Annotated in this window: 11 protein-coding genes; 4 read left to right on the plus strand and 7 right to left on the minus strand. The window is 65.8% G+C overall.

Going from position 1 to position 12,801, the window contains the following annotated elements; all coding sequences use genetic code 11:
* Positions 1-10 precede the first annotated feature (10 nt).
* Together ABQ137_RS07315 and gloA2 are read right to left on the minus strand one after the other, a co-directional pair.
* Positions 11-904: an ABC transporter ATP-binding protein gene (locus ABQ137_RS07315; RefSeq protein ID WP_228911057.1), complete on the minus strand. Its 894-nt coding sequence runs from the start codon at positions 902-904 to the stop codon at positions 11-13.
* A gap of 143 nt (positions 905-1,047) precedes the next feature.
* Entirely contained in the window at positions 1,048-1,437 is a 390-nt protein-coding gene (gene gloA2 / locus ABQ137_RS07320) for an SMU1112c/YaeR family gloxylase I-like metalloprotein (RefSeq protein WP_349781772.1), read from the minus strand.
* Between the two features lie 305 nt (positions 1,438-1,742).
* Here gloA2 and mmuP point away from each other — a divergent pair, with 305 nt between their 5' ends.
* Together mmuP and mmuM are read left to right on the plus strand one after the other, a co-directional pair.
* Positions 1,743-3,140, plus strand: a complete 1,398-nt coding sequence (gene mmuP / locus ABQ137_RS07325) for an S-methylmethionine permease (protein WP_102252345.1) — start codon at positions 1,743-1,745, stop codon at positions 3,138-3,140.
* The gene (gene mmuM, locus ABQ137_RS07330; RefSeq protein ID WP_349781775.1) at positions 3,137-4,099 is read left to right on the plus strand and encodes a homocysteine S-methyltransferase; all 963 of its coding nucleotides are present in this window, start codon (positions 3,137-3,139) and stop codon (positions 4,097-4,099) included. The genes mmuP and mmuM overlap by 4 nt, the downstream gene beginning before the upstream one ends.
* 6 nt (positions 4,100-4,105) lie before the next feature.
* Here the strand turns inward: mmuM and ABQ137_RS07335 are convergent, their stop codons facing one another.
* Positions 4,106-6,046 carry a DUF885 domain-containing protein gene (locus ABQ137_RS07335; protein ID WP_349781777.1) on the minus strand — a complete coding sequence of 647 codons (1,941 nt, stop codon included), beginning with the start codon at positions 6,044-6,046 and terminating at the stop codon, positions 4,106-4,108.
* 226 nt (positions 6,047-6,272) lie between these two features.
* Between ABQ137_RS07335 and ABQ137_RS07340 the strand changes: the two genes are divergently transcribed.
* Positions 6,273-7,070 (plus strand): AraC family transcriptional regulator, encoded by a 798-nt coding sequence (locus tag ABQ137_RS07340; protein WP_349781779.1) that lies wholly within the window; start codon positions 6,273-6,275, stop codon positions 7,068-7,070.
* On the opposite strand, the gene ABQ137_RS07345 is transcribed toward ABQ137_RS07340, so the two are convergent.
* The 3 genes from ABQ137_RS07345 to ABQ137_RS07355 form a co-directional block, all read right to left on the minus strand.
* Positions 7,034-7,636 carry a LysE family translocator gene (locus tag ABQ137_RS07345; protein ID WP_065031803.1) on the minus strand — a complete coding sequence of 201 codons (603 nt, stop codon included), beginning with the start codon at positions 7,634-7,636 and terminating at the stop codon, positions 7,034-7,036. The genes ABQ137_RS07340 and ABQ137_RS07345 overlap by 37 nt on opposite strands.
* 213 nt (positions 7,637-7,849) lie before the next feature.
* The gene (locus tag ABQ137_RS07350) at positions 7,850-8,626 is read right to left on the minus strand and encodes a queuosine precursor transporter (RefSeq protein ID WP_016904276.1); all 777 of its coding nucleotides are present in this window, start codon (positions 8,624-8,626) and stop codon (positions 7,850-7,852) included.
* Between the two features lie 4 nt (positions 8,627-8,630).
* Positions 8,631-9,305 carry a DUF502 domain-containing protein gene (locus ABQ137_RS07355; RefSeq protein ID WP_024940643.1) on the minus strand — a complete coding sequence of 225 codons (675 nt, stop codon included), beginning with the start codon at positions 9,303-9,305 and terminating at the stop codon, positions 8,631-8,633.
* A 154-nt stretch (positions 9,306-9,459) separates the two neighbouring features.
* Between ABQ137_RS07355 and ABQ137_RS07360 the strand changes: the two genes are divergently transcribed.
* The gene (locus ABQ137_RS07360) at positions 9,460-10,818 is read left to right on the plus strand and encodes a hypothetical protein (RefSeq protein ID WP_349781781.1); all 1,359 of its coding nucleotides are present in this window, start codon (positions 9,460-9,462) and stop codon (positions 10,816-10,818) included.
* A gap of 128 nt (positions 10,819-10,946) precedes the next feature.
* Here the strand turns inward: ABQ137_RS07360 and ABQ137_RS07365 are convergent, their stop codons facing one another.
* The gene (locus ABQ137_RS07365) at positions 10,947-12,506 is read right to left on the minus strand and encodes an alginate export family protein (RefSeq protein ID WP_164738872.1); all 1,560 of its coding nucleotides are present in this window, start codon (positions 12,504-12,506) and stop codon (positions 10,947-10,949) included.
* Positions 12,507-12,801 lie beyond the last annotated feature (295 nt).

The raw sequence follows: 12,801 nt of genomic DNA on the forward strand, positions 1-12,801 counted from the left end.
CCGCGCTCCGTCAGGCGGCCAGCGCTTGCTTGCGCAGGCGCTGGAAATAGACATCCTCAAGATCGGGAGCGACCTGTTCGAACCCCGGCTCCGGGCAGTCGGCACTGAACACGTGGATCACCGGGTGGCCGGCAATCAGGCGCGTGGACAGCACGGTGAAGCGCGCCTGGTAATCGGGCAATGCCTGCTTGCTGACCTGTTTGCGCCAGACCTGCTGATGCAGCATGTCGATCGCATCGGCGGGCCGCCCACTCAGCAGCACCTGGCCCTTGTTCATGATGGCCATCGTCGGACACAGGTCGGTAACGTCTTCGACGATATGGGTGGACAGGATCACCACCACGTTTTCGCCGATTTCGGCCAGCAGATTGAGAAAACGATTGCGCTCTTCCGGATCCAGCCCGGCGGTGGGCTCGTCGACGATGACCAGTTGCGGATTGCCCAGCAGCGCCTGCGCAATGCCGAAGCGTTGCCGCATGCCGCCGGAATAGGTGCCGAGCTTGCGCTTGCGCGCGTCCCACAGGTTGACCTGCTGCAATAGTCGCTCGACCACCTCCTTGCGTTGGCCGCGATCGGTAAGCCCCTTGAGCACGGCGAAGTGATCGAGCATGTCCAGCGCGCTCACCTTCGGGTACACCCCGAAATCCTGCGGCAGATAGCCCAGCCGGCGTCGCAATGCGTCCTTGTCGGCGAGTACGTCGATGCTGCTGCCATCGGCGTCGGTCAGGCTGACGCTACCCGAGTCGGGCTCCTGCAGCGTGGCCAGCGTGCGCATCAGCGACGACTTGCCGGCGCCGTTTGGCCCCAGCAAGCCGAACATGCCGCGCGGGATGTCGAGCGTGACGCCTTGCAGCGCATGCACGCCGTTGGCGTAGGTCTTGGACAGCGCACGGATCTGCAGCATGGACGGTTCCTGTGTCCTGGGTGGCCTGATCTTCACGGCGTGACCGCAGTGCCGCATGCGCCGAAAGTCACAGAGACGATCGACTACGCCTGCTCGACATGACCGTGCGGCGGATGTGACCGAACCCGCAGGGGATGCTGCGCTCAACCCACTTCGTACAACTCCAGCGGCAGGTCATCCGGGTCGGCGAAGAAGGTGAAGCGGCGGCCGGTGTACTCGTCGATGCGGATGTCTTCGGTGACCACGCCATGCGCAGTGAGATGCGCCACGGCCACGTCCAGATCCTCGACGCGGAAGGCGAGATGGCGCAGGCCGCGTGCTTCCGGGCGGCTGGGACGCAGCGGTGCGGCGGGAAACGAGAACAGCTCGATCTGGCCGCCGTCGGGCAGTGCCAGGTCCAGCTTCCAGGAATCGCGCGCCTGCCGGTAATGCTCATCGAGCACGCGCAGGCCCAGGATGTCGCAGTAAAACCGTTTGGACACTGCGTAGTCGCCGGCGATGATCGCCACATGGTGGATGCCGACAAGCTTCATGCGGCACCTCGCAAGCGCTGCGCGATCGGCTGCGACGCGCCCAGACTGTCGGCGAACGCCGATGCGTTGCGCGCAGCGGCGGTGTCACGTGGTGCGCGTGCGGGCACCACCGCGCTGGTCGAGCGAGACGTCTTCGCATGCATGGGTGGTTGCAGGGCGTGCGGCATGGCGACCTTCCGGGTGAACAGTACGCAAGCATACCCGCGGGCCGTTGCACGCTGGTGCACCGTCACAGCTTGCCATCGCATGGCTGTGCTCGCCTGGCTGCGCATGGCAGGATGCGTTGCCACCGATCAGACACGCCGATGCCCGAGCCGCCGTCCACCGCCGCACCGCAATTCCAGCGCAGCATGCAGGTGCGCCACCTGGTGATGTTGTCGCTGGGTGGGGTCATCGGCACCGGCCTGTTCTTCAATACCGGCTACATCATCGCCAGCACCGGCGCGCTCGGCACGGTGATCGCCTATCTGATCGGCGCGCTGGTGGTGTATCTGGTGATGCAGTGCCTGGGCGAGCTGGCGGTGGCGATGCCGCAGACCGGCGCCTTTCATGTGTATGCCGCGCGTTATCTCGGCCCGGCCACCGGGTACGTGGTGGCGTGGTTGTACTGGCTCACCTGGACGGTGGCGCTGGGCTCGAGCCTGACTGCGGCGGCGTTCTGCATGCAGTACTGGTTCCCGCACACACCGGCATGGCCGTGGTGCCTGCTGTTCTGCGCGCTGATCTTCGGCCTGAACACGGTGTCGGCGCGCTGGTTTGCCGAAGGCGAATTCTGGTTCTCGCTGATCAAGGTGATCACGATCGCGCTGTTCATCGTGCTTGGCGGCGCGGCGGTGATCGGCGTGCTGCCGTTGGCCGATGGGTCGCCGGCACCCGGATTGCGCCACCTGCGCGCCGACGGCTGGTTTGCGCAAGGCACGCTGCCGATCCTGATGACGATGGTGGCGGTGAACTTCGCCTTTTCCGGCACCGAGTTGATCGGCGTGGCCGCTGGCGAAACCGCGCAGCCGGCGCGTGCGATTCCGCTGGCAATCCGTACCACGCTGGTGCGGCTGGTGGTGCTGTTCGTCGGCACCGTGCTGGTGCTGGCCGCGTTGCTGCCGGCCGAGCAGGCGGCGGTGGACACCAGCCCGTTCGTGCGCGCGTTCGAGTTGCTGGGCATCCCGTATGCGGCCGATGTATTGAACGCGGTGATCCTGACGGCGATCCTGTCGGCGGCCAATTCCGGCCTGTATGCGGCCGCGCGCATGCTGTGGTCGCTGGCCAACGAGGGCACGCTGCCGGCGCGGCTCGCAGGCCTGACCCGGCGCGGCATCCCGTTGCCGGCCTTGATACTGAGCATGCTGGGCGGCCTGTTGGCGCTGCTCACCGGCGTCTATGCGGCCGATACCGTGTTCGTGGCGATTTCGGCAGTGTCCGGCTTTGCGGTGGTGGTGGTGTGGCTGAGCATCTGCGCCTCGCACTACCGGTTCCGGCGCCAGTTGCTGCGCGATGGCATCGCGCCGGAGAGCCTGGCCTATCGCGCACCGTGGTATCCGTGGACGCCGCTGCTGGGCTTTGCACTCTGTCTGCTGGCCTGCATCGGCCTGGCATTCGATCCGCAGCAGCGCATTGCGCTGTGGTGCGGCATCCCGTTCGTGGCGCTGTGCTATGGCGCCTATGCACTCACCCAATGGCTTGCGAGCAGGAGGCAACCCGCATGACGATTCTTCCGCGCCAGCCGCGTGCCGGTGCGCCGTTCAGCCAGGCGCTGCAGCACGACGGCTACGTGCTGCTCGATGGCGCGCTCGCCACCGAACTGGAGCAGCGCGGCTGCGATCTCAACGATGCGCTGTGGTCGGCGCGCGTGCTGATGGAGCAGCCGGAGCTGATCTACCAGGTGCATCGCGACTATTTCGCTGCCGGCGCGCAGTGCGCCATCACCGCCAGCTACCAGGCCACGCCGCTGGGCTTTGCCGCGCGCGGTCTGGATCTGGCGCAATCGCAGGCGTTGATCGCACGCAGCGTGGCCCTGGCGGCACAGGCGCGTGCCGATCATCTGCAGGCGCAACCGCAGGACGCGCCGTTATGGGTGGCCGGGTCGGTCGGGCCGTATGGCGCCTACCTGGCCGATGGCTCGGAATACCGCGGCGACTACGACCTGCCGCTGGCGCAACTGATGGACTTCCATCGCCCGCGCATCGCCGCGTTGGCCGAGGCGGGGGTGGATGTGCTGGCCTGCGAGACGCTGCCGTCGGCCAACGAGATCGTCGCGCTGCGCCTGCTGCTGGAGGAGTTCCGGCAGCTGCACGCGTGGTTCTCGTTCACCTTGCGCGATGCGGCACATTTGAGCGATGGCACCGCGCTGGCGCAGGTCGTACCCGCGCTGGATGCGTGTGCGCAGGTGATCGCGGTGGGCATCAACTGCATCGCGCTGGAGCAGGTCACCGCCGCGTTGCAGACATTGTCCGCGCTGACGGCGCTGCCGCTGGTGGTGTACCCCAATTCCGGCGAGCACTACGATGCCGGCGCAAAACAGTGGCATGCCGGCAGCACGACCGCCTGCACCCTGGCCGACCAGCATGCGCAGTGGCTGGCGGCCGGTGCGCGGCTGATCGGCGGTTGCTGCCGCACCACACCGCGCGACATCGCCGCGCTGGCGCGTGCGCGGGTGGCGGGCTGAGCTGCCTCAGCCCTTCTGCGTGGCGATCCAGCGCTGGATCTTGTCCTGCAGGATATCCAGCGGCACCGAGCCGTCCTTGAGCACTTCGGTGTGGAAGGCGCGCACATCGAAGCGCGGGCCCAGTTCGCGTTGCGCCTGCTCGCGCAACTGCGCGATCTTCATCTCGCCGACCTTGTAGGCCAGCGCCTGGCCGGGGATGGCCATGTAGCGGTCCACCTCGGCCTCGGCATCGGTCCGGGTCATGGCCGAGTTGTTGAGCATGTAGTCGATCGCCTGGGTGCGGGTCCAGCCCTTGCTGTGCAGGCCGGTGTCGGTGACCAGGCGAATCGCACGCCACAACGCATTCTGCAGATAGCCGTAGTAGTTGTACGGGTCCTGGTACAGGCCCAGTTCGCGGCCCAGCGATTCGGCATACAGCCCCCAGCCCTCGATATAGGCGGTCTCGCCGCCCAGGCGGCGGAACTTGGGCAGGTCGGTCAGCTGCTGCTGCAGCCCGAGCTGGAAATGGTGGCCGGGGATGGCCTCGTGCAGATACAGGCTCTCGGTCTCCCAGGTCCGGCGCGTGTCCAGGTCGGAGGTGTTGACGTAGAACACGCCCGGTGTGCTGCCGTCGCCGCTGGGGCGCATGTACGAGCCGCTGGCGGCCGACTGCGCACGCTGCGGTTCCACCACGCGCACTTCCAGCGCCGGCATGCCCTGCACATTGAACAGGCGCGGCACCGCAGCCTGTACGCGTCCCTGCAGGCCGCGGTAATAGCCCAGCAGTTCGGTCTCGCTGCGGAACGCAAAGCGCCTGTCGGTCTGCATGAACTTGTAGAACTTGGGCAGGTTGCCGCGGAACCTGACCTGCTTGGCCAGCGTGGCGATCTCTGCCTGCAGGCGCGCGACCTCGTCCAGCCCGATCTGATGGATCTGCTCCGGGGTCAGCTCGGAGGTGGTGCTCTGGCGCACATCGTAGGCGTACCAGGCCGCGCCATTGGGCAGCGCGGTCAGGCCGTCGGTGTCGCGGCAAGCCGGCAGGTACTCGGTGGCGATGAATCCGCGCAATGCCCGGTACGCCGGCATGATCCGCACTTCGATCAGCCGCTTGTACTCGGCGGTGATGCGCTGCTTGTCGGCCTCGGGCATGTCTGCCGGCAGGTTGCGCACCGGACCCCAGAACAGGCTGTCTTCGGCATTGCGCGCGATGATCGCGTCCAGCTGCGGCAGCACCTTCTGCATCAATACCTTCGGCTGCACCACGCCGGCCTGCATGCCCGCCCGCATGTTGGTGATGGCCTGGTCGAACAGCTCCGGGATGCCCACCGCGCGCCGCGACCAGTTGTCGTAGTCCTTGACCGTTTTGAACGGCTGCGCGCCGGTGCCCGAGCCCAGCACCACCGCGATGCTGGCGATGTTGTAGAACTGATTGATCGGCAGCATCCAGCTGGGGAACTGCTCGGCCGCCAGTGCGCTGCGCGCATCGCGCACGAAGATCTGGTAGCTCAGCAGGTCCTGCCCGCTCAGCCCGTCCGGCCCCAGCGCCTCGGCCTTGCCCAGCCACAGCACGGTGAAGTCGTGCGACTGCTGCCGGAACGCCGGCGACAGGAAGTTGGGCAACTGGTCGTTGTAGCGGGTCTCGCCCTGGAAGGTGGCCTGCAGCGGGTTGAGCTTGAGCGAGGCATCCCAGTACTGGTCGTAGAGCAAATTGAGCTGCTGCGCCTTGGTCAGCACCACCGGTGCGGCCACGGCACGCGGCCTGGGCTTGGCGGCCTTGCCACCCTTGGCGGCCTTGGTGGTCTTGGCCGCCGGCTTGGCGGTCTTCTTGCCCTTGCTCGCCTTGGCGCGGGTTTGCGTGGTCTGTGCCTTGCCGGTTTTCTTCTTGGCCGCGTCGGCGGGCGCTGCCACTGACAGGCTCAGCACGGCGGCCAGGGCCAGGGACAGCAGGCGGGAAAAGCTGAGGGGCATTACCGGCTCCGGGAACAAGCGAGCGGGGAGCTTGCCCGATCCGCACCGTTCCGGCCACCCATGCGGCACACGGGGCGCGCCTGGAATTCATGAAGCCCGCTGCGCACGCCTGCAGCACGCAGGCATGTTGCAGTGCGATAGGCTTGCGCACATGCCAAGGGATGAATCGACATGCGGGACGCAGCTGCCCGTGCAGGGCGGGCAGGGTTTCTGGCGCGATCCGGCGTTGCCCTTCGTCGAACTGCGCCAGGTGATCAACAGCCGCAGCCTGTGTTATGCCGCGCATACGCATGAGCAATGGTCGGTGGGCGCGATCGATCGCGGGCTTGCGCGCTATCGCAATGGACGCATGCAAGCGCAGGTGGGTGCGCGGTCGCTGACCCTGATCAACCCTGGCGATGTGCATGCCTGCAATCCGGATCAGCAGCAGGACTGGTCGTTCCGCATGCTGTATCTGGACGTGGCGTGGCTGCGCGAACAACAACGCGCACTCGGCCTGGCCGCCAATGCGGATGTGCACATGCTGGCAGCGCCGCTGTGCCAGACCCCGGCTGCCTATGCCGCGTTCGAGCGCATGCATGCCGTGTTGACCGATGGCAACGCCGATGCGCTGGCACGCGAGAGTGCGTTGATCGTGTTCGTGGCGCGGCTGCATCTGCATGTGGAGCCGATCAGTCGTGCGCTTGCGGTCGATACCGGGCCGATGCAGCGGGTGGCCGAGTATCTGCAGACCCATCATGCACGTGCGGTCTCGCTACGCGAGCTGTGCACGCTGGCCGGGATGCCAGCGCCGCGCTTGATTCGCGGCTTTCGTCAGGCGCACGGGCTGACCCCGCATGCGTATCTGCTGGATTGCCGTTTCCAGCGTGCGCGCGAGGCCTTGCGGCGCGGCGGTGACATTGCCGAGGTCGCCTACGCGCATGGCTACGCCGACCAGGCGCATCTGCAGCGCAGCTTCAAACGTGCCTGGGCGGTGACGCCAGGGCGTTACCGCAATGCCGTGCCCCATTCGGTCAGCAGATAGACCGCGCTCAGCACCAGCAGCGCCGCCAACACCCGGTTCAACCGCCGCAGCTGCCTTGGTACCTGCACGTGCCGCCGCAGCACGGCGCCGGCCAGCAACCAGCACCCCAGCGAGGGATAGCAGATCAGCGCATACAACGCCGCAAAACCCGCCAGCTGCGTGGTGCCTGCCGTCGCATACAGGGCAACACCGGAGGTCGCCGCCAACCAGGCCTTGGGGTTGAGCCATTGCATCGCCGCACCGGTCCAGAACGAGGCCGCCGGGCGCGTCCCGGTGGTCTGGATGACGCCATCGTCGCGCAGCAGGCGCCAGGCCATGTAGAGCAGAAACGCCACCCCGGCCAGATGCAATGCACGGCCGAGCAGCGGCCAGCGCAGCAGCACCTGCTGCAGTCCCATGCCCACCAGCAACAGCAGCGCGACGAAGCCGACGGTGGCGCCGATCACATGGCCGTGCCCGGCACGCGCGCCGGCGCTGGCGCCGGTGCTCAGCGCGACCAGGTTGACCGGCCCGGGCGAAATCGAGCACACCAGCGCGAAGCTGGCCATTGCGACAAGATGGTCCATGGCACGGAATCCATAGCGGGGCGCAACAGCATGGCCAGCGAGCGCGGCGACGGATTGAACAAAATTTCGATGGGCGGTCGCTGCGGGCGTTGCATGATCGGTAAACGCAGCCAGCGGTCGTCAGGCAGCGACACGTATGACCGACGAGGCGGGGTGCAAGCCACGGGCGCTAGCCGTCGCCTGGCAGTGCTGCGGTCGGCAGGTCTTGCGTTGTCAGCCGGCGGCGGCTTCTTCGCGCAGTTGCTCGGCGCGCTCGGCGCCCAGGTATGCGCCGATGGCGCGGCGCGCCAGATACAGCAGCGGGATCAGTGCGATCGCAAAGCCCATCTTGTAGACGTAGTTGAGCGTGCTCACTGCCAGGAACTGGTCGGTGGACCAATGCTGCGGGCCGAGCACGAAGGCGATGTAAATCACCACGAAGCTGTCTACCAACTGCGACACCGCCGTGGAGCCGGTGGCGCGCAGCCACACGTGCTTTTCGCCGGTGGCACGGCGGATGCGATGGAACACCGACACATCGATCAACTGGCCGAACAGGAAGGCCACCAGCGAGCCGCCGATCGTCCACAGCCCCTGGCCAAACACCGCTGCAAAGGCTGCCTGGTAATCGGGCACACCCTGGCTCTGCGCCGCCGTGACCCACCAACCCGCCGGCGCCAGTGCGATGGCGGCGAACGCAAACACGAAGCCGTAGCCGATCAGCGCCACCGCCACCCACGAGATGAAACGCACCCCGCGGCTGCCGAAGAACTCGTTGATGGTGTCGGTCATGATGAACACCACCGGCCACAGCAAGGTGCCGGCGGTGAAGCTGAGCGAGCCGGTCTGGCCGAACAGGTTCCAGTTCAACGGCGCGATGCCGAGGGTGTCTTCCAGCGCGAAGATCTTGACCCCGATGAACTCGGCCAATGCCGCGTTGACGCAGAAGAACGCGGCCAGCGCAATGAACAGGCGAACCGCACGATCGTCGAGGGTGCGCACCTGTGTCATGGCGTTAGCGATCCGCGGTCCGGGTAAAGGGAACCGATTCGGGCGCCACTGCGCCGCCGGAGATGATGAAGCTCATCGCCTGGTCCACGCTCCAGTCGGTGGGCGTGAGCAGCTCCACCGGCACGATCTCCAGATAGCCGGAGGTCGGGTTGGGCGTGGTCGGCACGTACACCGCTGCCAGCTCGCGGCCGGTGCCCTGTTCCTTGATCACCCGCGTGACCAGACCGACCGACTTCATGTCCCGGTGCGGGAAGTCGATCAGCACCACGCGCTGGGTGCTGCCGGGCTGGGTCTGCAGGATGTCGAGCAATTTGCGCGCGCTGTCGTACACCACGCTGGCCAGCGGGATGCGCCGCATGATCGCCTCGAACCAGCGCAGCAGGCGCTGGCCGATCACCCGCCGGCTCAGGATGCCGACAAACAGGATCGCGCCCACGGTGGCGATCAGCGCGATGGTGTTCTGCACCCACAGTGCCTTGATCCAGCCCAGATAGTCGGGGAACGAGGCAGCGATGCGTTCGGACAACGGCACCACCCATGGGCTGCTGATGCCCGACAACAGCGAGAACACGAACTTCACCACCACCCAGGTCAGCCAGACCGGCAGCAGGGTGAGCAAACCGGTCAGAAAGACGCGTTGCAGGGAAGGGCGGGTGGGCGGAGTGGGGGATTCGGACATACGCGCATTGTAGGCATTCGGCCGCGTCCGGTGCAGGCGCACGGTGCGCCTTGTTCGCCGGGGAGACGGCAAGTGCGCATCGGCGTATGCCACTCGCGGCTCTGTCCGGGCCGCTCTAAGATGGCACAGCTCATCCACGGACGGTTGCCCCCGCATGCTCGCCAAATTCCTCAAGTCGGCCCTGCTGGGGCTATGCATCCTGATCGCCCTGCTGGTGGCCCTGTACGCGATCTCCGCGCGCTGGCCGATTCCTGACGCGCAGCGCCAGGCGTTGGCGCAGATCGATCAACCACCAGCCGCACCGCCGGCAGGCTCGAATCTATTTGCTGCACTCTGGTTGCTGCCGTATGCCGTGCCGGCTACCGAACAGGACGTCGTGATGGCACGCGATCTGCAGCGGTTTGCGAACACCAGGACTGCGGCCGGTTTTGTCAGCGACGCAGCGCGCTATCCGCGCACGCCGCCGTGGCCAGTCGCCGCACCGCCCAAGTGCAACTGGTCCACTCCAGACTGCCTGGACAAGGTGCGCGCTCAGCCCCAGGCCTATGCCGATGCGCTGATGTCACAGGCACCGCTGTTGCAGCGCGCCGCCACGCTGTCATCGCGTGACTATTACCGCAATCTGTTTCCGACCCGTGCCGACACACCGCTGCCGGAGTTGCAGGGGTTGAGTGTGCCGATGACCCAGCACGCGCTGGACTTCGTCCAGGGCCACCAGCAGGCTGCGTTGTCTGGCGTGTGTGCGGACGCACAGGTGGCGCGCGTGCTGTTGCGCGGTCAGGACACACTGATCGCGACGATGATCGGGGCAGCCATGTTGCGCGGTAACGCCGAGCTGTTCACCGACATGCTGAGCGAACTGCCGTCCACCCAGCCGTTACCTGCGCATTGCCAAGCGGCATTTGCGCCGTTGACGATGGATGAGACCAGCCTGTGTAGAGGTCTACGCGGCGAAGCACGCTTGGTCAGCGCCAATTACCGCGCGGTCGTCGAAGCCGGCGGCGAGCAGCGGCGCTGGTACGACAGGTTGGTACCGCCGCTGCTGGACGTTGAACGAACCCGTGCACTGACCGCGCCGTATTACACCTGGGCCTGCCACACCGACGTGCGCACGCAGCTGGAGCAGGACCGAAAGGTGGCGACCAGTGCCATACCCGCCGCGCCAACAGTGACCTTCGCCTGTATCGCTAACGCAATCGGCTGCCTGTTCGCCGACGTGGAGCATATGGATAGCGCGCAGTATCAATGGCAGTTGCAGGATCTGGCCGCGACAACGCGGCTGACCTCGGCAGTGCTGTGGCTACGTGCGCATCCTGCCGAGCAACAGACGCTGGCGCAGCGCCTGGATCAACTGCCCGCCACGCTGATCCGACCAGGGCGCGACATCACCGCTGTAAAAGATGGAAAGACGCTAGAACTGCCGCGTTACGCGCGCAGCGATCACGCCAACTTGCAGATGCCATTGGCGGCAAGCAAGGTGGCACAGGCAGCAGCGATGCAGGGCAAGCCGTGACACTTGCGGCTGCAGAAGGCGACACCGGGGCAGGCAAGCACGCGTCGCTGATTGCATAACGGGCAACGCCACCCAGGAACGGATCCCGGGTGGCGTTGTCAGGCACTACATCAGCGTGATGCCCCTACTTAGAACCGGAAGTTCAACCAGCCCATCACGAAGGTCGAATCGCCGTAACCGGCCTTTTCGAGCGCGGGCCCGGCCATCAGGTGTTCGGCGCGGAAGGTCACCGACCAGTTCGGGTCGATGTTCCAGGTGGCGTTGATGCGCGGCATGGTGCCGATACGGCGCTCGCCGGTGTTCTGCGTGCGGGCGTAGGCGCGTGCCTGGTTGTTGTAGATCGCATCGCTGGTGGTCTGCCGCCACAGGGTTTCCCATTCCAGGTTCACGGTGATCTTGGAAGTGGGCGAGAAGGTGAACGTGGGCGCGGCGGTGACCAGGTTGACCGGGCCGAAGAACGTGGCCCAGCTGAAGTAGATCGTATTGCCGTACAGGAAGTTGTTGTTGCGCAGCGTGCCGGTGCCGGAGGTGCCACCGCCGCCGGAAGCGATTTCGCTATGGAAGCCCAGCCGCGGTTTCCAGCCCGATTCGCTCAGCGTCCAGGCATTGGAGGTGCTGGCCATGTAGGCACGCAGATCGCGCCCGCCGTAGCTGCCGCGCTGCACGGTCACGAACGAGTCGGTGCGCAGCTTGCCCACATTGCCCCACAGGCGCAGGCCGTAATAGTTGCGGTTTTCTTCGGCGGTCTGCCGGCCCCAGATCTGATTGTCGTTGCGGAACTGGTAGAAGAACGGCTCCAGGTACATCGGCTTGGCGGTCGGCATGCGATAGCCGCCGACCACGCCGCGGAAGTGCCGCGAGCGGTCGATGCGATCGTCGCCCAGGCCCTCGGTGCCATCGAGGTTGAAGTTGAAATCGAACAGGTCCACACGGGTCTTTTCGCCGATCGCCCAGGCGCGCACACCGTTGAAGGTCACGAAGATATCGGTGTTGTCGCGCAATGCCATCAGCGTGGTGGGGCCATCGACAAACACCTGACGACCGACTCGCAGGCCGAGGTCGGCATCTTTGACGCGTCCTTTCACATCGAAGAACACCTGCTGCAGGATCGCGTTGTTTTCCTGCGTGCCGGTCTTGGTACCTTCGTTGCGTCCATCCAGGCTGCCGTGCGCCAGTTCCGTATACAGACGGAAATGCTCGCCGACATGGAAGTCGGCGCCGAAGAACGCGCGCAACAGATACTGCTGCTGCGAATGGCTGCCGGGAATCAAACCGGGATTGGTGATGGTGTTGCTGCGCACGCGCAATTCATTGCTGAGCGAGACATACACATCGCCCGATTCATTGAGCGGAATATATTTGAGCGGATCGAACGGACTCTTGCGCTTGGACGGATCCTTCAGATACGACCAGTCTTCGGCCCAACGCACCTGCCACATGTTGCCGCCCTGCTTGGCGCCCCAACCCTGCGCTTCCAGGGGATAACCCTTCGCGGCAGCGGGCGCTGCCGGAGCGGCGGGCGCAGCCTTTGCAGGCTCCGGCTGGGTCTGCTCGGCGTTGACCGGCGCGGTCTGCGCCTGCGCAAACCCCAGTCCCGGCAGTGACAACCCGATCGCCAAGCACAGGCGCCGGGTGGCACCAAAGGAAGTTTCAGCCATGGCCGGCTGTGCCAAGCGTGCTAGTCGCATCGTGTCGCCCTATCGAAAAAAGTGAGTCGTCTGAGCGAGTGGTATCGGCTCAGTGGGCACTGACTGTAGTGGAGCGCTGCCGCAAAGGGAGTAACCCAATGGTTCTAAGCACATGAGCGGGAATTGGGGAGTCGTGATTGGGGATTTGCAAAAGCAGGCGTGCAAGTGATGCGTCAGTTCTTCTTCAGTCCGCTTGAGTCAACGCAAGGAAATTCTCGGCCGGAATGCTCTGCGAATCCCCAATCCCCAATTCCCGCCTCATGACTACCGGCACATCCACTATACCCAACTTCGC

Origin of the sequence: Xanthomonas sp. WHRI 8393 (genome assembly GCF_040203315.1) — a bacterium.
In the GTDB taxonomy this organism is placed as follows: Bacteria; Pseudomonadota; Gammaproteobacteria; order Xanthomonadales; family Xanthomonadaceae; genus Xanthomonas; species Xanthomonas arboricola.

What these genes read in the sequence shown, in the direction of transcription:
- ABQ137_RS07315 (WP_228911057.1), bottom strand. Translation starts at nt 904, where the DNA reads ATGCTGCAGATCCGTGCGCTGTCCAAGACCTACGCCAACGGCGTGCAT.
- gloA2 (WP_349781772.1), bottom strand. Translation starts at nt 1,437, where the DNA reads ATGAAGCTTGTCGGCATCCACCATGTGGCGATCATCGCCGGCGACTAC.
- mmuP (WP_102252345.1), top strand. Translation starts at nt 1,743, where the DNA reads ATGCCCGAGCCGCCGTCCACCGCCGCACCGCAATTCCAGCGCAGCATG.
- mmuM (WP_349781775.1), top strand. Translation starts at nt 3,137, where the DNA reads ATGACGATTCTTCCGCGCCAGCCGCGTGCCGGTGCGCCGTTCAGCCAG.
- ABQ137_RS07335 (WP_349781777.1), bottom strand. Translation starts at nt 6,046, where the DNA reads ATGCCCCTCAGCTTTTCCCGCCTGCTGTCCCTGGCCCTGGCCGCCGTG.
- ABQ137_RS07345 (WP_065031803.1), bottom strand. Translation starts at nt 7,636, where the DNA reads ATGGACCATCTTGTCGCAATGGCCAGCTTCGCGCTGGTGTGCTCGATT.
- ABQ137_RS07350 (WP_016904276.1), bottom strand. Translation starts at nt 8,626, where the DNA reads ATGACACAGGTGCGCACCCTCGACGATCGTGCGGTTCGCCTGTTCATT.
- ABQ137_RS07355 (WP_024940643.1), bottom strand. Translation starts at nt 9,305, where the DNA reads ATGTCCGAATCCCCCACTCCGCCCACCCGCCCTTCCCTGCAACGCGTC.
- ABQ137_RS07360 (WP_349781781.1), top strand. Translation starts at nt 9,460, where the DNA reads ATGCTCGCCAAATTCCTCAAGTCGGCCCTGCTGGGGCTATGCATCCTG.
- ABQ137_RS07365 (WP_164738872.1), bottom strand. Translation starts at nt 12,506, where the DNA reads ATGCGACTAGCACGCTTGGCACAGCCGGCCATGGCTGAAACTTCCTTT.